The organism is Streptomyces lincolnensis (assembly GCF_001685355.1).
GTDB lineage: Bacteria > Actinomycetota > Actinomycetes > Streptomycetales > Streptomycetaceae > Streptomyces > Streptomyces lincolnensis.
This window is the reverse complement of record NZ_CP016438.1, coordinates 2306146-2322807: the sequence shown is the minus strand read 5'-3', so window position 1 is coordinate 2322807 and position 16662 is coordinate 2306146. Positions and strand designations below refer to the sequence as shown.

Here is a 16662-nt window from a genome sequence, read left to right as displayed (position 1 = left end):
CGCGGTCCCGCCGACCGCGCCTCTGAAGGGGCGCGTCTAGCGCAGCGCCGCTCCGTCCACTCCCAGCAGTTCCGACAGGGCCTGCTCGCCCGCTGCCGTCACCTTCACCGCGCGCTCGGTGCCGATGCGTACGCACCAGCCCTCGTCGAAGGCGTGCCGGCACAGGGCCGCGCCCGCGACCCCCGCGAGGTGGGGGCGGCGTTCCGTCCAGTCGAGGCAGGCGCGGGCCACGGGGCGGCGGCCCTTGCGGTCGAGGGGGATACCGGTGGTCGCGAACCATTCCAGCCCCGCGTCCGTGAGGGCGAAACCCGTGTCCTGGCGCAGGAGCCGGCGTTCCGTCAGGGCGTCGGTGATCGTGATGCCGAGACGGCCCGCCAGATGGTCGTAGCAGGTGCGGCCCCGGGCCATCGCCGATCCCGCGCTCGACTCCCTGAGGCCGCTCGGCCGTCGGGCCTGCTCCGGGGCGACCTGCGAGGCCAGGTCCTCCACCAGGTGGGCCACGCGCGGGTCGGCCAGGCGTACGTAGCGGTGCCGCCCCTGGCGTTCCTCCGTGAGCAGGCCGCCCGCGACGAGCCTGCCCAGGTGCTCGCTCAGGGTGGACGCGGCGACGCCCGCGTGCCGGGCCAGCTCACCGGCGGTCCAGGCCCGCCCGTCGAGCAGGGCCAGCAGACAGGACGCTCTGGTCTCGTCGGCGATCAGCGCGGCGAGCCTGGCCAGTCCTGGTGCCTGCGGGTCCCTCGGGGTCATGCGTTCCAGCATGGGACAGGAACACTTCGGCGCCCACCGAAATATCCCTGGGGCCTAGGCGGTGCGCCCGACCTGCTCGTACTGCTGGGCAAGTCCGTCCAGCAGGGCCCTGAGCCCGGTCTCGAAGGCCCGCTCGTCGATCTTCTCCTGCCGCTCGGCGAGGAGGTGTGCCTGTCCGAGGTGCGGATAGTCGGCGGGGTCGTAGGCGCTGGCGTCGTCCACGAATCCGCCGGCGAACGAGCCGAGCGCGGAGCCCATGACGAAGTACCGCATGAGGGCGCCGATGGAGGTGGCCTGGGCCGGCGGCCAGCCCGCGGCGACCATCGCGCCGTAGACGGCGTCGGCCAGGCGCAGTCCGGCGGGGCGGCGGCCGGGGCCGTGGGCGAGGACCGGCACGATGTTCGGGTGGTCGCGCAGGGCGGCCCGGTAGGAGACGGCCCAGTCGTGCAGCGCGGTCCGCCAGTGACGGCCGTCCTCGAACATCGACAGGTCGACCTGGGAGCTCACCGAGTCGGCGACGGCCTCCAGGATCTCGTCCTTGGTGCGGAAGTGGTTGTAGAGCGAGGGCCCGCTGACCCCCAGTTCGGCGGCGAGCCGCCGGGTGGAGACGGCCGCGAGGCCCTCCGCGTCCACGAGTCCGCGGGCCGTCTCGACGATCCGGTCGGTGCTGAGGAGGGGCTTGCGCGGTCGGGCCATGGCGCACATAGTAGGGCTGCGCAGAGAAACTAGCAGTGCTAATTTAAATGTACGGCTTTCAAGTGAGGTGATCCCGTGGTCAGCCTGGGGCTCAGCGAGGAGCAGGAGGCCGTCCGGCGGCTCGCCAAGGACTTCGTGGACCGCGAGATCGCTCCCCATGTCGTCGCCTGGGACCGCGCCGAGGAGGTCGACCGCTCGATCGTGAAGAAGCTCGGCGAGGTCGGCTTCCTGGGGCTGACGATCGACGAGGAGTACGGCGGTTCCGGCGGCGACCACCTGGCGTACTGCCTGGTGACGGAGGAACTGGGCCGGGGCGACTCCTCCGTGCGCGGGATCGTCTCCGTCTCCCTCGGTCTGGTCGCCAAGACGATCGCCGGATGGGGGAGCGAGGAGCAGAAGCGGCGCTGGCTGCCGGGACTCACCTCCGGCGCGTCGGTCGGCTGCTTCGGCCTCACCGAACCGGGGACCGGCTCCGACGCCGGCAACCTCACCACCCGCGCGGTCCGCGACGGCGACGACTACGTGATCGACGGCGCCAAGATGTTCATCACCAACGGCACCTGGGCCGATGTCGTCCTGCTGTTCGCCCGCTCCACCGACGCCCCGGGCCACAAGGGCGTCTCCGCCTTCCTCGTGCCCACCGGCACACCCGGCCTGACCCGCCGCACCGTCCACGGCAAGCTCGGCCTGCGCGGCCAGGCGACGGCGGAGCTGACCCTGGAGAACGTGCGCGTCCCCGCCTCCGCGCTGCTGGGGGAGGAGGGCAAGGGCTTCTCGGTGGCCATGTCCGCCCTCGCCAAGGGGCGGATGTCGGTGGCGGCGGGCTGTGTGGGCATCGCCCAGGCCGCCCTGGACGCGGCGGTGCGGTACGCGGGGGAGCGGGAGCAGTTCGGCAAGCCGATCGCGGGACACCAGCTGGTGCAGGAACTGATCAGCGACATCGCCGTCGACGTGGACGCGGCCCGCCTGCTCACCTGGCGGGTCGCCGACCTGATCGACCGCGGCCTGCCCTTCGCCACCGAGTCCTCCAAGGCCAAGCTGTTCGCCTCGGAGGCCGCGGTCCGCGCCGCCAACAACGCCCTCCAGGTCTTCGGCGGCTACGGCTACATCGACGAGTACCCGGCGGGCAAACTGCTGCGGGACGCCCGGGTGATGACCCTCTACGAGGGCACCAGCCAGATCCAGAAGCTGGTCATCGGGCGGGCGCTGACCGGGGTCTCGGCCTTCTGAGTACCGTCTGAGTATCTGCACGGATGTGGCGCGGCCCACGTCCGCCGAGACTCGACCCCATGAGTGACACACCGGGCAAGCAGCAGAACACCGCCGCCTTCTACGGCCAGGCCGTGGCGTCCTTCTCCATCGCCATGGCCGCGACCGCCATCGGCATCTTCAAGCTCGGCGCGGACGCCTGGGTGCGGGCCTTCCTCGCCATCGCCGTCCTGTACCTGGTGACCTCCGCCTTCACCCTCTCCAAGGTGATCCGGGACCGCCAGGAGGCGACGGCACAGCAGTCCTACCACCCGTTCGAAAAGCTCTGAGCGGGCACTCTAAGCGGTCGCTCACCTTCGGCGGTATGGTGGTGCTCCTGCCAGCGAGAGGGGCCAGAGAGCGATGAGTACGGCGGAGGAGACGGCCGGCGGCGAGACGTCGGCGTGGGGCGAGGTCACGCCCGACGCGGCGCGGCGGCTGCTCATTGCCGCGGTGGAGGCTTTCGCCGAGCGGGGCTACCACGCCACGACGACCCGTGACATCGCGGGTCGCGCCGGGATGAGCCCGGCCGCGCTCTACATCCACTACAAGACCAAGGAGGAGCTCCTCCACCGCATCAGCAGGATCGGCCACGAGAAGGCCCTGGAGATCCTGCGGGTGGCGGCCCGCCGTGAGGGCTCCGCGGCCGAGCGGCTCGCCGACGCCGTGAGCTCCTTCGTCCGCTGGCACGCCGGCGGCCGCACCACGGCACGGGTCGTGCAGTACGAACTGGACTCGCTCGGCCCGGACGCCCGTGAGGAGATCCTCGCCCTGCGGCGGCAGTGCGACGCCGAGGTGCGAGGGATCGTCGAAGAGGGCGTGGCGTCCGGCGAGTTCGACGTCCTGGACGTCAAGGGCACCACGCTCGCCATTCTCTCGCTCTGCATCGACGTGGCCCGCTGGTTCAACGTCGACGGCCCCTGGACGCCCGACGAGGTCGGCGCGCTCTACGCCGACCTCGTGCTGCGGATGGTGGGGGCGGCGGGCAAGTAGCGCCTGGGTGTGCTGTCCGGACAGCACACCTAGAGGTAGTACCGGGACACCGACTCGGCGACGCACACCGGCTTGTCGCCGCCCTCGCGCTCCACCGTGAACGCGACGGTGACCTGGACGCCGCCGCTGACGTCGTCGACACCCGTGATCGTGGCGGTGGCGCGCAGCCGGGAGCCGACCGGGACCGGGGCGGGGAAACGGACCTTGTTCGTCCCGTAGTTGACGCCCATCCGCACGCCCTCGACCGTGATCAGCTGCGGGCCGAAGAGCGGTAGCAGCGAGAGGGTGAGGTAGCCGTGCGCGATGGTGGTGCCGAAGGGCCCGGCGGCGGCCTTCTCCGGGTCGACGTGAATCCACTGGTGGTCACCGGTGGCCTCGGCGAACAGGTCGATCCGCTTCTGGTCGACCTCCAGCCAGTCGGTGTACCCCAACCGCTCGCCCACCGCCGCCTTCAGATCGTCGGCGCCCGTGAAGATCCTCGGCTCTGCCATGTCCCGGCCTCCTTGTCACAAAAATCTAAGCGACTGCTTAGCATGGTCGGCCGGGGAGGACCTGTCAACGGACCCCTCGGATGGTGACTGGGTAGGGTTCGAGGGGTGCCCCAGATTCCCGAGAAGATCCATGAACTCACGGTCGGCCAGCTCGCCGCCCGCAGCGGCGCCGCCGTCTCCGCCCTGCACTTCTACGAGTCCAAGGGCCTGATCAGCAGCCGCCGCACCGCGGGCAACCAGCGCCGCTACTCCCGTGACGCGCTGCGCCGGGTCGCCTTCGTCCGCGCCGCCCAGCGCGTCGGCATCCCCCTCGCCACGATCCGCGAGGCCCTCGCCCAACTCCCCGAGGAGCGCACCCCCACCCGCGAGGACTGGGCCCACCTCTCCGAGGCCTGGCGCTCCGAACTCGACGAGCGCATCAAGCAGTTGAACCGGTTGCGGGACCACCTGACCGACTGCATCGGGTGCGGGTGCCTGTCCATGGACACATGTGTGCTGTCCAACCCGGACGACGTGTTCGGGGAGCGGCTGGGGGCGGGGTCGCGGTTGCTGGTGGAAAAGAGCCGGGAGCGGCGCGGATGAGGGGACGGCCGGTGCATGCCGTCCCCTGCCGCGGGTGCCCCTCGGGTGGGATCACTCGTACTCCGTGCCGCCCTTGCGGGTCAGGTACGCGGGGCTGACCGCCTTCGCGATCGCCCGCCCGCCGGTCACCGCGCTGTACCGCTCACCGGCCGGCCGTACGACAACTCCCTCGCGCAGATGCAGTTCGCGCCCCGACATGGTCTCCCGCCCGCTCGCCAGCTCCAGCACGCGGGAGACGTCGTACGGCCCCTCGTACACGGCGGGCACCAACGGCAGCTTCCCGCCGAGCAGTTCGACGACCTCCGCCGGGTCCAGCCAGCGCACGGCCTGGCCGATGTCCGCGGACACGTCGAACACGGCGTACCCGAGGGACTCCCGCCGCCCGTCCGCGCCGTAGGTCAGGTCCTGCACGCCCGCGCCGAACACCTCCCCGAAGATCCCGACGCGCCGTGCGCCCAGCCGGTCGGCGAGCACGGCCGCGGCCTCGGCGACCCCGTGCCCCCGCACCGCCCGCCAGTACAGATTGCGCGGGTCCTCCTTCAGCGCCAGGGACTTGGACCCGAAACCCTTGGAGGAGACGTACACCCGTTTCTCGTCGGCGACGTACGTCAGCAGGCAGGCCGAGCCGTGCAGCTTCTCGGTCAGCACGACCGGCTCACCCGGGGTGAGGATGTCCGGGTAGCGCTGGATGTTCTCGACGTCGACCCACGGCAGCAGATCGGACGCGGCCTCGACGTCGCCGCTCATGGTCGGCGGGATCGGCGGCACCCACTTCGTGATCCCGAGCCGCTCCGCGAAGTCCGTGCCGTCCGCCGCCGCGCGTACCAGGTCCACGTCGGCCAGCGCCCGCGGCCGGCAGACGATCCCCTGCGACAGCTCACCGCGCAGCCGCACCGCCTTCACCCGGTCGGACTTCCCGCCCGCGAGCCGCCCGGTCAGCCCCAGTTCCTCGATCAGCGCGGCCGGCAGCACCGACTGCTCGGGGATGTACACGGCGGCCTCGCCGGTGCGGTACGCGCCCTTGGCGACGACGGCCCGGTACAGGCCCACCTGGGCCAGTTCGAGCGCGTCGGCGTCGGGATGCTCGTGGACGGTCAGCACTTCGGCGGTGACGCGGAGCGTCGACATGGGGACACCTCATCGTTCAGGGAGTTCCTCGGGCAGGTCTCATCGCCTCCCACTGTGCGGACCGGAAAGGGGTGGAGCGATCGGATTAGCGGCTGGTAACGTCGCGCTCTTCGGTCGGCCGACAGGCCGTGCACGGAGTCCCGACGGGACCGACTCCCATGTCCCCAATCACCCTTGACGCCGCCCTCGCGGACATCGACACCGTCTTCGACGGATGCGTGAGCGCCGACGAGACCGGCTGCGGTTACTGCCACGCGCCCGAGGAGACCGCGTATCTGCGCACGCCCCACGTGCGGGTGCCCGTGGACGTCGTGCGGTACTACCTCTTCGAGGTGCCCGACCACTTCGACGACCACGCGGCCTCGATGCGGCGCCTGCTGCCACCGGCCGCGCGGGCCATGGCCGACGGCAGCCTGGGCTCGATCGGCTACGGAGCCCACGGGCTGTCCCGGGTGGACTGGCGGTCCTGGCCGGCCGAGCAGGCCGCCGCGATCGAGGCGTTCCTCGATGCCTGGTGGCACCACGCCCTCACCTCGCCCGAGCCGCCGTACGGCATCGACGACATCTTCGCCACCTGCGCCACCATCGCCCGGACGGTGGTCCCGTTCCTCGACCGATGGAGCCGTGGGCCGGTCGCCGACGCGCACCTCGCCCACTGCGCCGACGTCTGGCTCTACGACCTGCTGAGCGATTCCTCCCCGTTCACCTGGTGGTACCACGACAGCGAGGACGCCGGTGTCGCGGACCTGCGCTCCTGGCTGGCCGGTCCCGGTGCCGTCCGGCTGCGTGCCCAGGGCGAGACCGATCTGGCGACCCGGGCCGAGCTGCTCGCCCTGCCCTATGACCGGCGCTGGGCCGATCCGTACTGGGACAGCGCACCGGCCACCAACTGAGTGTTGGACAGCGCCCGTTCCCCGTCCGGCAGCAGCAGGGTGTCCTCCAGTCCGATGCGGGTCGCGAGGCCGAGCCGGCCGGCCAGCCGGAGCACCGGCCATGCGCCGCCGTCCTCGCCGTGCAGGAGGACGGGCCGGCGGGGGAGGGCATGGCCCAGGTCGGTCAGCAGGATCCGCGCGGTGTTCTCGGCCGTGTCGGGCGAGGTGTCCGTCACCTCCGCGAGCACGCGCAGCACTTTGGAACGCAGGGGAGAGACGGCGAACCGGGCCGCCCCGTCCGTCCCGGACCAGATGCCCGCCTCCACGCCGACCCCCAGGCCGATCAGGGCGGCGGCGATCTCCTCGGCGCCCGGCTCGTGCCAGTTGACCGAGGCGTGGTCGGGCAGCACGGTCCAGTCCCGGATCCGCTCGAGGCGGGCCGCGGGGTCGGGCTCCGCCCAGGCGCCCGTGGTCACGCCGACCGGCACCGCCACCCGCGCGCGCAGCGCCCGCACGGTGTCCGCGACGAACCGCGGCGACAAGGTGTCCCGCCCGCACGGTGTCTTGGGGTGGACATGGATGTCCGTCGCCCCGGCGGCTACGGCCTCGGCCGCGGAATCGGCCATCGCCTGCGGCGTCAGCGGCACCGTCGCACCGTCGACGGCTCCCCGAGAACCGTTGAGACACACCTGAACCATGACTCGATGGTGCCAGCCGCCACGGACAACGGCCCGGCACCCCACTCGGCCAGGGCCATCGGAAGGGCCCTGGGCCCGACAGCGAACAGTCGGGGGGTGCGGCATCCCCGGCGCACCCCCGCACGCTCGGTTCCTATGCTCGCCCGGTCGGTCCGGTCGATGCGGTGGCCTCGGTCAGGCCGACACCAGCAGCCGTCCGCGCCTGGCGTCCGCCAGTGCCTCGGGCGTGAGCACGGGACGCGGCACGAGAATTCCGCAGTCCGTGCAGACCGGACCCGTGGAGGGTTCGTGGTCCAGTTCGTACTTCCAGACGAGGCGCTCCCCGCCGCACGCCGGGCACTCCGAGCCCGGTTCCCGCTCCAGTGCGGAGATCAGCCGGCGCAGTACCTCCGCCAGCGATTGATGGGGGTGGACCCTGGGGTCGTCGCACCAGGCGACTCCGAAACCGCCCCAGGTCAGCCGGTGCCAGTCGTCCACGCTGCCCGGCCTGCGCAGCCCGTCGTGCTTCTCCTTCTTGCGCCGCTCGGCGAACTCGACCTCGTAGGCCTGCCAGACCGAACGCGCCTCCTCCAACTCCTCCAGTGCGGCCACGAGCCGCGCTGGGTCGGGGGAGCGGTCCTCAGGACCGAAACCCGCCCGGGAGCACAAATGGTCCCAGGTCGCCCTGTGCCCGTAAGGAGCGAACCTTTCGAGGCACTTGCGGAGCGAGTAACGCCGTAGCGCCAGATCGCACCGTGGATCGCGCACCTGTCTCGCCAGACTCCGGAAACCGGCCATCGCCCTGCACCTCCGTCACACCTGCACCTGTACTTCGGTCACTTCGGCGTCGCCGCGCGGATTTCGCGCGACGTTGACGAATAGACGTATCGACAAGCTTTTTGGCTCCATCCGATTTCCGATGGCCTCCATAACCCATGGCACCGACTCCAAAAAGTGACGCATGTTCACCTTCAATCCCGGGGATACCGCCGGTAACATCCCGGCTCACCCCCCGTCGGTAGGAGCTGCCATGTCACGGCGCACCTCACGCACCGCTCTCGACAGACTGAGAACTCCCGGCAGACTCACCGGGTTCCTGAAGTCCGCATCCGTATGCGCGCTGATCGCCGGTCTCTTGTCCCCGCTCGCCCAGGCCCCCTCGGTGGCCGCGGAGGCAGCGGTGGCCAACGACCACTGCGGCAACCAGTGTTCCGACATCCTGCCGCCCGGCCAGAACGGCAACGCCACCCTCGCGCAGATCCTGCTCAACCAGGCGTTCGGCAGTCAGCCCGAGCACGCCGAGGACCAGCTCGGCCCCTACGCCAACCTGGCCAAGGGCTACCCGTCGCTCACCGACACCACCATCAACACCTTCTTCAACGACGCGTCGTTCGGGGTCCCCGCCGATCAGGTCGCCTCCACGCTCAAGCCCGCCGGCCGCAGCGACGTGACGATCGTCCGCGACAAGAAGACGGGTGTGCCGCACATCACCGGTACCACCCGATACGGCACGGAGTTCGGCGCGGGCTATGCGGCGGCCCAGGACCGCCTGTGGCTCATGGACGTCTTCCGGCACGTGGGACGCGGACAGCTGACCCCCTTCGCGGGCGGAGCCCCGTCCAACCAGGGCCTGGAGCAGCAGTTCTGGCGCAGCGCCCCCTACACCGAGGCCGATCTCCAGGCCCAGATCGACAGCGCGGCCGCGGCGGCCGGCGACCGCGGCAAGCTGGCCCTCGCCGACGTCGACGCCTACGTCGCCGGTATCAACGCCTACATCGACGCCTCCGACAGCGGCCGCTACTTCCCCGGCGAGTACGTCCTGACCGGCCACAAGGACTCCGTCACCAACGCCGGCACGATCGACCACTTCAAGCCCACCGACCTGGTCGCGCTGGCCTCCGTCATCGGCGCGCTCTTCGGCTCCGGAGGCGGCGGCGAGGTCAACAACGCCCTCTCGCTGCTCGCCGCCCAGCAGAAGTACGGCGTCGCCCAGGGCACCGAGGTCTGGGAGTCCTTCCGCGAGCGCAACGACCCCGAGGCGGTCCTCACCGTCCACGACGGCAGCTTCCCCTACGCCACCAAGCCCGCCGACCCGCAGGGCGAGGCCCTGCCCGACCCCGGCACGGTGACCGGGGAACAGCTCGTCCACGACCGCACCGGCAGCGCGGCGGCCGCCGGCGCCACCACCGCCTCCACCACGGCGGCGAAGGCGGCCGTCACCTCCGCCAAGCGCGGTATGTCCAACGCCCTGGTGGTGAGCGGCGAGCACACCGCGAGCGGCAACCCGATCGCCGTCTTCGGCCCGCAGACCGGCTACTTCGCACCCCAGCTGCTCATGCTCCAGGAGATCCAGGGCCCCGGCATCAGCGCCCGCGGCGCCTCCTTCGCGGGCCTGAGCATGTACGTCGAGCTGGGCCGCGGCCAGGACTACGCGTGGAGCGCCACCACCTCCGGCCAGGACATCATCGACACCTACGCCGTCGAGCTGTGCCAGGACGACCACCACTACCTGTACCGCGGCACCTGCACGCCCATGGAGAAGGTCGAGCGGAAGAACGCCTGGGTGCCCACCACGGCCGACGGCACCGCGGCGGGGTCGTACACGATGCGGGTCTGGCGCACCAAGTACGGGCCGGTCGAGTACCGGGCCACCGTCGGCGGCAAGAAGGTCGCCTACACCACCCTGCGCTCCTCCTACCTGCACGAGGCCGACTCGATCATCGGCTTCCAGATGCTGAACGACCCGGACTACGTCAAGGGCCCCGAGGACTTCCAGCAGGCGGTGCAGCACATCAACTACACCTTCAACTGGTTCTACGCCGACTCCGAGCACACCGCGTACTACAACAGCGGCGACAACCCGGTGCGCGCGACCGGCGTCGACGCCGAGTTCCCGGTGTGGGCGCAGCCGTCGTACGAGTGGCGGAACTGGAACCCGGCGACCAACACGGCCCAGTACACGCCGGCCTCCGCCCACCCCCACTCCATGGACCAGGACTACTACATCTCCTGGAACAACAAGCAGGCCAGGGACTACACCACCGCCCCCTGGGGCAACGGCTCGGTCCACCGCGGCAACCTCCTCGACGACCGGGTGAAGAAACTGGTCGCCGCGGGCGGGGTCACCCGGGCCCAGCTGGTGAAGGCCATGGCCGACGCCGCCCTGGCCGACCTGCGGGCGGAGGACGTCCTGCCGGACCTGCTGAAGGTCGTCACCAGCTCACCGGTGACCGACTCGACGGCCGCGGCGGCCGTGACCAAGCTCCAGGCGTGGGTGACGGCCGGTGCCAAGCGCACGGAGACGTCGGCCGGTTCGAAGACCTACGCCCACGCGGACGCGATCCGCGTCCTGGACGCCTGGTGGCCGCTGCTGGTCAAGGCCGAGTTCGAACCGGGACTCGGCAGCGACCTGTACACCGCCTTCACCGCCAACCTGCCCGTCGACGAGGCCCCCTTCGCCGCCCACGGCCCGACCGGGGCGCACGCCGGAAGCTCCTTCCAGTACGGCTGGTGGAGCTATGTCGACAAGGACATCCGTTCGGTGCTCGGTGAGTCGGTCCAGGGGCCGCTCGCGCGCAAGTACTGCGGCGGCGGCAGCCTCAGCGCCTGCCGGGACGTCCTGATCGGCTCGCTGAAGCAGGCGGCCGGCCGGACCGCGGCCCAGGTCTACCCCGGCGACGACCTGTGCGCCGCGGGCAACCAGTGGTGCGCCGACTCGATCGTCCAGCGCACCCTCGGCGGCATCAAGCACTACAACATCAGCTGGCAGAACCGGCCGACCTACCAGCAGGTCGTGGAGTTCACCTCGCACCGGTAGGCCGACGACGGTCGGCGGCGGGTCACTGGACGCGGCCCGCCGCCACCACCAGCTGTGCCAGCTCCCGGTGCGCGATGTCGCTGTGCGCGCCGGCGGGCGCCCCGCCCCGCCGGACCACCTCGGCCGCGTCCACGTTCACGCACCCCGAGGCGGGCAACTGCGCGGTGAGCGCGGCCGCGAGGGTGAGCGCCCGCGTGCCCGGCACCGCCTGCACCCCGCCGTACCCGAGCGCCCCCCACCGGGTCCGCAGGGACCGCCCCACATCGAGGCCCGCCACCGACTCGGGGGTGTCGTCGTCCCGGAACTCCCGGTCGTGGCCCGCCATCCGGGAGGCGAGCGGGTAGATGGTCCCGAGGGCCGAGTCGTGCCGTGAGTGGCAGCACACCAGGGGCCCGTCGATCCGCAGCTGCTGCCCCTGGAGCACGCCTCCCGCGCGCGTGTCGTGCGGCAGCCGGGGCGCGAACGCGTAGTGGGAGAACGCCCCTTGGAGCAGGGTCACCGCCTTCACCGTCCGCACCCCCTCCGGCAGCCCGCGCAGTGCGAACGACACCAGCCGCGCGCCGAAGCTGTGCCCCACCAGATGCACCCGCAGGGCGGGCGCCTTCGCGGCGAGCTGGCCGATCACTCGGCCGAGTCCGCGCTCGCCGACCGTCCCCGCGCGCCGCTTCATCGCGTAGTACGTCGCCTGCCGCAGCAGTTCGTGCCCGCCGTGCCACGGGTTGGGGATCGAGAACTGCGCGGTCCCGCCCGGGGATTCGGTCTCGGCGAGCGCCCGCGCGAACTCCTCGCAGACCTCCGCCGTGGGCCGCGCGAACATCAGGGGCTCGTCCTGCGGCACGCCCTCCGCCAGGGTGTCCGCGGCGAACAGCACCTGCGGACCGGCCGGGACCACCTCCACCAGCAGCCGCACCAGCCGCCCGAACTCCTCCAACTCGGCCTCCTCGCGCGGCTGCTGGTCCAGCAGCCGCGCGATCCGGTCGATCACGGTGGCCCGGCCGGGAAAGGTCTCAAGGAGCGCGTGCCGGGTGTCCTTGTCGAGCGCCGGACGCGGCGGGAGCTCGGCGGCCACGGACCGCGGGAAGTCCGGGATCGGCTCGTCCGAGAACCGCATCGACGGCCACACCACACCGACGTACCCGAGCTTCCCCGTCGGGGCGAGCGCAGGGAACGGCGCGAAGAAGCGGCTGTAGAGGCGGGTCGCGCCCGAGCGGTCGCTGTTCCAGCCGTGCGCGAAGACGACCAGATCACGGACCTTGTGCTGCACCACGCCCGCGAGCAGCCTGTCCCGTCGCCCGCCGTCCGGATCCCCGTCCGCGTCGAACGTCAGCTCCCAGTACGGCGTCACGCTCATCGTCGGTTCCGCCATGACGATCCCCCTTGCCCCCGAAGTGATGCGATATGGGCGCATCGTCCTGCCGACGGGGGAACTTGGCCAGACGTCGTGGCTCAGTCGTCACTCATCCGTGTGACTCATCCGTGTGACTCACCGGCAGGACTCGTCCGCGTGTCTCATCGGTACAGGAGGTACTTCCGGCGCGTCGCGCGGAACGCGGCCAGCTCCTGCTGCCAGGCGGCCACCACCTCGTCGGCGTCCGCGCCGGCGTCGATCATCGTGCGCACCAGCGTGGATCCCGTCAGCCTGTCGATCCAGTGGTCCGGGCGCCAGGCGAAGCCGCTCCACACCCTCCTGGCGGTCACCAGCAGGGCGATCCCCGCACGGACCGGGTCGTAGGCGTCCCGGTCGTGCACATGGACCTGCACACCGCCGACCGTCTTCCCCTGGAACTTGGAGAAGGTCGGCGCGAAGTACGCCTCCCTGAAGTGCACCCCGGGCAGCGCGAGGTCGTTCGCCGCGGCCGCCCACCGCCCGTCGACGCCCTCCGCGCCGAGCAGTTCGAAGGGCCGGGTCGTCCCGCGCCCCTCCGACAGGTTGGTGCCCTCGAACAGACACGTCCCCGAGTACACCAGGGCGGTGTCGGGCGTCGGCATGTTCGGGCTCGGCGGCACCCAGGGCAGCGCGGTCTCGTCGTACCACTGCGACCGCTTCCAGCCGGTCATCGCCACGGTGCCCAGGTCCACCGGCGCGGTCAGGAACTCCCCGTTGAACAGCCGTGCCAGCTCGGCGGCCGTCATCCCGTGCGCCTGCGCGATCGGCTGCCGTCCCACGAAGGTGGCGAACTCCTTGTGCAGGACGGGGCCGAGTGCCGCGCGGCCGGTGACGGGGTTGGGGCGGTCCAGGACGACGAAGCGTCTGCCCGCCAACTGGGCCGACTCCATGCAGTCGTACAGGGTCCAGATGTACGTGTAGAAGCGGGCGCCGACGTCCTGGATGTCGAAGACGATCGTGTCCACGCCGGAGGCGGTGAAGATGTCGGCGAGGGCGCGGCCGCTCTTGAGGTACGTGTCGTAGACGGGCAGGCCCGTCGCCGGGTCGTCGTAGCGGCCCTCGGAGCCACCGGCCTGGGCGGTGCCGCGGAATCCGTGCTCGGGGCCGAAGACGGCGATGAGGTCGACCCGGTCGTCCGCGTGCATGATGTCGACGATGTGGCGGACGTCCCGGGTGACGCCGGTGGGGTTGGTGACGATTCCGACCCGCTGGCCGCTGAGGGATTCATAGCCGGTCGCGGTGAGGTTCTCGAAGCCGGTGCGGAATTGTCGGGGGCGGCCGGCTGCGGTTGCTCCGGAGGTCGAGGTGAGTGCTGCTGCCGTTGTCGCCGCGAGGAGGGCTCGTCTGGATGGGCGCATGGGGGCACGGTATTGCTCCCGCAAGTTGTGGGGAAGCTGCGGCGCCGTCGTGGCTTGTCGCGCCCACGCGGCGGAGCCGCAGATCGATACAGCCCCGCGCCCCCGAGGGTGACGCAGTAGCCCCTTTCCTCGCACATACCGACCGGTTAGTCTGGCGACGGCGGGGGACCGGAGCCGTATCGCGTCGAAGGAGACCGATGGTGGAAGCCGTGCAGGGTGCGGGAGTGGTCGTCACCGGGGCGGGAGGCGGGATCGGGGCTGCTCTGGCCCGTCGGTTCGCCGCCGAAGGGGCCCGGGTCGTCGTCAATGACCTGGACGCGGGACGGGCGAAGGCCGTGGCCGAGGAGATCGGGGGGATCGCCGTCCCCGGGGACGCCTCCGCGATCGTCGGGGAGGCGAGCGAGGCGCTCGGCGGGACCGTCGACGTCTACTGCGCCAACGCCGGGGTCGCCTTCGAGGGCGGGAACGCCGACAGGCCCCTCGACGAGAACGTCTGGGCGGCCTCCTGGGACGTGAACGTCATGGCGCACGTCCGGGCCGCCCACGCGCTGCTTCCGGGCTGGCTGGAGCGGGGCAGCGGGCGGTTCGTGTCGACGGTGTCGGCGGCCGGGCTGCTCACCATGATCGGGGCCGCGCCCTACAGCGTGACCAAGCACGGGGCGTACGCCTTCGCCGAGTATCTGGCGCTGACGTACCGGCACCGGGGGCTGAAGGTGCACGCGATCTGTCCGCAGGGGGTGCGCACCGACATGCTGGCGGCGACCGGAAGCGCGGGCGACCTGGTGCTGAAGCCGACGGCCGTCGAGCCGGAGGACGTCGCCCGGGCACTGTTCCGGGGGATCGAGGAGGACCGGTTCCTGATCCTGCCGCATCCGGAGGTGGCCGGGTACTACCGGGCCCGGGCGGCCGATCCCGACCACTGGCTGGCGAGCATGAACCACATCCAGACCAAGTGGGAGGAGGCCCGGTGACCGTGCACGACTCCGGCTACGCGGCCAAGCCCTGGGTGGCGCTGCTGAACGACGCGCAGCGCGGCCCGATCGATCCGGTCGACTCCCTCGTGCACGCCCTGCGCCGGGCCGTCGCCGAGGTCCCGGACCGGGCCTTCCTGGCGTACTTCGACGGCCGTCTGACCTACCGCGAGGTCGACGAGCTGAGCGACTCGGTCGCCGGGCATCTCGCCGCCCGGGGACTGGAACGGGGCGACCGGGTGGCGATCGTGCTCCAGAACTCGCCGCACTTCGTGATCGCCCTCCTCGGGGCGTGGAAGGCGGGCGCGATCGTCGTGCCCGTCAACCCCATGTACAAGGCGGGGGAGGTCGGCCACGTCCTGCGCGACGGAGAGGTGGCCGCGCTGGTCTGCTCCGACCGGGCCTGGGAGTCGTATCTGCGCGAGGCGGCCGCCGACTCGCCGGTGCGGATCGTGCTCACCGCCTGCGAGCTGGACTTCCAGACGCGGGGCGACGCGCGGGTGCTGGCCTTCGAGCGGCTGTCGTCGGCCGCGGACGCCGACGACCTGACGGCCGTGGCCCGCGCGGGGCACCAGGCGCCCGCCGGACGGGACGCCGGACCCTCCGACCTCGCGCTGATCAGCTACACCTCGGGCACCAGCGGCACCCCCAAGGGCGCCACCAACACGCACGGCAACATCATGTGCAACGCCGAGCGGCAGCGGCTCGGCCTGGCCCTGCCCGAGGCGCCCGTGTACTTCGCGCTGGCGCCGCTGTTCCACATCACCGGGATGGTCTGCGAGCTCGGCGCGTGCCTCGACAGCGCGGGCCTGCTGGTGCTGGCGTACCGCTTCGAGGCGGGGGTCGTGCTGGACGCGTTCGCCGAGCACCGGCCGCACTACACGGTCGGTCCCTCGACCGCCTTCATGGCGCTGGCCGCCCACCCGGCCGTCACCCGAGAGCACTTCTCGTCCTTCCGGAACATCTCCTCCGGCGGCGCGCCCCTGCCGCCCGCCCTGGTGGAGAAGTTCCGGGCCGGTTTCGGGCCGTACATCCGCAACGGCTACGGCCTCACCGAGTGCACCGCGCCCTGCGCCTCCGTGCCGCCCCAGCTGGAGGCGCCCGTCGACCCGGTGTCCGGGACGCTGGCCGTGGGCGTGCCCGGTCCCGACACGGTCGTCCGGATCGTCGACGAGCAGGGCGCGGAGGTGCCCTTCGGGGAGCAGGGCGAGATCGTCGTACAAGGGCCGCAGGTCGTGCCGGGATACTGGCGGCGCCCCGACGCCACCGCCGAGACCTTCCCGGACGGGGAACTGCGCACCGGTGACATCGGGTTCATGGACCCGCAGGGCTGGCTGTACGTCGTCGACCGCAAGAAGGACATGATCAACGCGTCCGGCTTCAAGGTGTGGCCGCGCGAGGTCGAGGACGTGCTGTACACCCACCCGGCGGTGCGCGAGGCGGCCGTCGTCGGGGTACCCGACGGATATCGCGGGGAGACCGTCAAGGCCTACATCAGCCTCCGTCCGGGTGCCGAGACGGACCCCGACGACCTCGCCGCGTACTGCAAGGAGAGACTGGCCGCCTACAAGTACCCGCGTCAGGTGGAGATCCTGCCCGACCTGCCGAAGACGGCGAGTGGGAAGATCCTCAGGCGGGAACTGCGTTCCCAGGTGGACGGCCGGTGACGGCGCCGGCCGACGGCCGGTAAAGGGC

General features: G+C 71.6%; 16 protein-coding genes. 8 read left to right on the top strand and 8 right to left on the bottom strand.

The features are described 5' to 3' along the window. Window positions 1-36: 36 nt before the first annotated feature. Both SLINC_RS10285 and SLINC_RS10280 read right to left on the bottom strand, forming a co-directional pair. Window positions 37-747, bottom strand: coding sequence for an ArsR/SmtB family transcription factor (locus tag SLINC_RS10285; RefSeq protein WP_067445195.1), 711 nt, complete (start codon window positions 745-747; stop codon window positions 37-39). A gap of 54 nt (window positions 748-801) precedes the next feature. Next, window positions 802-1452, bottom strand: a complete 651-nt coding sequence (locus SLINC_RS10280) for a TetR/AcrR family transcriptional regulator (RefSeq protein WP_182449153.1) — start codon at window positions 1450-1452, stop codon at window positions 802-804. A 66-nt stretch (window positions 1453-1518) separates the two neighbouring features. On the opposite strand from SLINC_RS10280, the gene SLINC_RS10275 reads away from it, so the two are divergent. The 3 genes from SLINC_RS10275 to SLINC_RS10265 all read left to right on the top strand — a co-directional run bounded on the left by SLINC_RS10275 (window position 1519) and on the right by SLINC_RS10265 (window position 3684). After that, window positions 1519-2673, top strand: a complete 1155-nt coding sequence (locus SLINC_RS10275; protein WP_067429706.1) for an acyl-CoA dehydrogenase family protein — start codon at window positions 1519-1521, stop codon at window positions 2671-2673. Window positions 2674-2732: 59 nt separating this feature from the next. Next, window positions 2733-2981 carry a YiaA/YiaB family inner membrane protein gene (locus SLINC_RS10270; RefSeq protein ID WP_067429703.1) on the top strand — a complete coding sequence of 83 codons (249 nt, stop codon included), beginning with the start codon at window positions 2733-2735 and terminating at the stop codon, window positions 2979-2981. Between the two features lie 73 nt (window positions 2982-3054). After that, window positions 3055-3684, top strand: coding sequence for a TetR/AcrR family transcriptional regulator (locus tag SLINC_RS10265; RefSeq protein ID WP_067429700.1), 630 nt, complete (start codon window positions 3055-3057; stop codon window positions 3682-3684). Window positions 3685-3713: 29 nt separating this feature from the next. Here SLINC_RS10265 and SLINC_RS10260 read toward each other — a convergent pair whose 3' ends face one another. Further along, window positions 3714-4175, bottom strand: coding sequence for a MaoC family dehydratase (locus SLINC_RS10260; RefSeq protein ID WP_067429696.1), 462 nt, complete (start codon window positions 4173-4175; stop codon window positions 3714-3716). Window positions 4176-4280: 105 nt separating this feature from the next. Between SLINC_RS10260 and soxR the strand changes: the two genes are divergently transcribed. Then, window positions 4281-4757 (top strand): redox-sensitive transcriptional activator SoxR, encoded by a 477-nt coding sequence (gene soxR, locus SLINC_RS10255; protein ID WP_067429693.1) that lies wholly within the window; start codon window positions 4281-4283, stop codon window positions 4755-4757. Between the two features lie 51 nt (window positions 4758-4808). Here soxR and SLINC_RS10250 read toward each other — a convergent pair whose 3' ends face one another. Next, window positions 4809-5885, bottom strand: coding sequence for an RNA ligase (ATP) (locus tag SLINC_RS10250; RefSeq protein WP_067429690.1), 1077 nt, complete (start codon window positions 5883-5885; stop codon window positions 4809-4811). 158 nt (window positions 5886-6043) lie between these two features. On the opposite strand from SLINC_RS10250, the gene SLINC_RS10245 reads away from it, so the two are divergent. Continuing rightward, window positions 6044-6778, top strand: a complete 735-nt coding sequence (locus SLINC_RS10245) for a hypothetical protein (protein WP_067429687.1) — start codon at window positions 6044-6046, stop codon at window positions 6776-6778. Here SLINC_RS10245 and SLINC_RS10240 read toward each other — a convergent pair. Both SLINC_RS10240 and SLINC_RS10235 read right to left on the bottom strand, forming a co-directional pair. Continuing rightward, window positions 6724-7455 carry a 3-keto-5-aminohexanoate cleavage protein gene (locus tag SLINC_RS10240; protein ID WP_067429685.1) on the bottom strand — a complete coding sequence of 244 codons (732 nt, stop codon included), beginning with the start codon at window positions 7453-7455 and terminating at the stop codon, window positions 6724-6726. The genes SLINC_RS10245 and SLINC_RS10240 overlap by 55 nt on opposite strands. A 174-nt stretch (window positions 7456-7629) precedes the next feature. Next, the gene (locus tag SLINC_RS10235) at window positions 7630-8232 is read right to left on the bottom strand and encodes a hypothetical protein (protein ID WP_067429683.1); all 603 of its coding nucleotides are present in this window, start codon (window positions 8230-8232) and stop codon (window positions 7630-7632) included. Between the two features lie 232 nt (window positions 8233-8464). Between SLINC_RS10235 and SLINC_RS10230 the strand changes: the two genes are divergently transcribed. Continuing rightward, a complete protein-coding gene (locus tag SLINC_RS10230; protein ID WP_067429681.1) occupies window positions 8465-11251 on the top strand; it encodes a penicillin acylase family protein in 2787 nt (928 codons plus the stop codon). A gap of 22 nt (window positions 11252-11273) precedes the next feature. Here the strand turns inward: SLINC_RS10230 and SLINC_RS10225 are convergent, their stop codons facing one another. Together SLINC_RS10225 and SLINC_RS10220 are read right to left on the bottom strand one after the other, a co-directional pair. Continuing rightward, window positions 11274-12617, bottom strand: a complete 1344-nt coding sequence (locus SLINC_RS10225; protein ID WP_067429678.1) for a serine-threonine protein kinase — start codon at window positions 12615-12617, stop codon at window positions 11274-11276. A gap of 143 nt (window positions 12618-12760) precedes the next feature. After that, complete coding sequence (locus SLINC_RS10220; protein WP_067429675.1) at window positions 12761-13996, bottom strand: exo-beta-N-acetylmuramidase NamZ family protein; 1236 nt, start codon at window positions 13994-13996, stop codon at window positions 12761-12763. A 197-nt stretch (window positions 13997-14193) separates the two neighbouring features. On the opposite strand from SLINC_RS10220, the gene SLINC_RS10215 reads away from it, so the two are divergent. Together SLINC_RS10215 and SLINC_RS10210 are read left to right on the top strand one after the other, a co-directional pair. After that, complete coding sequence (locus tag SLINC_RS10215) at window positions 14194-14967, top strand: SDR family oxidoreductase (protein WP_067429672.1); 774 nt, start codon at window positions 14194-14196, stop codon at window positions 14965-14967. 2 nt (window positions 14968-14969) lie between these two features. Further along, window positions 14970-16634 carry a class I adenylate-forming enzyme family protein gene (locus SLINC_RS10210; RefSeq protein ID WP_067445194.1) on the top strand — a complete coding sequence of 555 codons (1665 nt, stop codon included), beginning with the start codon at window positions 14970-14972 and terminating at the stop codon, window positions 16632-16634. Window positions 16635-16662: the final 28 nt, after the last annotated feature.

Excerpts from the sequence above, each read along its gene's own strand:
- SLINC_RS10280 (WP_182449153.1), bottom strand. The coding sequence starts at position 1,452 with ATGTGCGCCATGGCCCGACCGCGCAAGCCCCTCCTCAGCACCGACCGG.
- SLINC_RS10220 (WP_067429675.1), bottom strand. The coding sequence starts at position 13,996 with ATGCGCCCATCCAGACGAGCCCTCCTCGCGGCGACAACGGCAGCAGCA.
- SLINC_RS10215 (WP_067429672.1), top strand. The coding sequence starts at position 14,194 with ATGGTGGAAGCCGTGCAGGGTGCGGGAGTGGTCGTCACCGGGGCGGGA.
- SLINC_RS10265 (WP_067429700.1), top strand. The coding sequence starts at position 3,055 with ATGAGTACGGCGGAGGAGACGGCCGGCGGCGAGACGTCGGCGTGGGGC.
- SLINC_RS10260 (WP_067429696.1), bottom strand. The coding sequence starts at position 4,175 with ATGGCAGAGCCGAGGATCTTCACGGGCGCCGACGATCTGAAGGCGGCG.
- SLINC_RS10235 (WP_067429683.1), bottom strand. The coding sequence starts at position 8,232 with ATGGCCGGTTTCCGGAGTCTGGCGAGACAGGTGCGCGATCCACGGTGC.
- SLINC_RS10270 (WP_067429703.1), top strand. The coding sequence starts at position 2,733 with ATGAGTGACACACCGGGCAAGCAGCAGAACACCGCCGCCTTCTACGGC.
- SLINC_RS10225 (WP_067429678.1), bottom strand. The coding sequence starts at position 12,617 with ATGGCGGAACCGACGATGAGCGTGACGCCGTACTGGGAGCTGACGTTC.
- SLINC_RS10230 (WP_067429681.1), top strand. The coding sequence starts at position 8,465 with ATGTCACGGCGCACCTCACGCACCGCTCTCGACAGACTGAGAACTCCC.
- SLINC_RS10285 (WP_067445195.1), bottom strand. The coding sequence starts at position 747 with ATGACCCCGAGGGACCCGCAGGCACCAGGACTGGCCAGGCTCGCCGCG.
- SLINC_RS10250 (WP_067429690.1), bottom strand. The coding sequence starts at position 5,885 with ATGTCGACGCTCCGCGTCACCGCCGAAGTGCTGACCGTCCACGAGCAT.
- SLINC_RS10240 (WP_067429685.1), bottom strand. The coding sequence starts at position 7,455 with ATGGTTCAGGTGTGTCTCAACGGTTCTCGGGGAGCCGTCGACGGTGCG.
- SLINC_RS10245 (WP_067429687.1), top strand. The coding sequence starts at position 6,044 with ATGTCCCCAATCACCCTTGACGCCGCCCTCGCGGACATCGACACCGTC.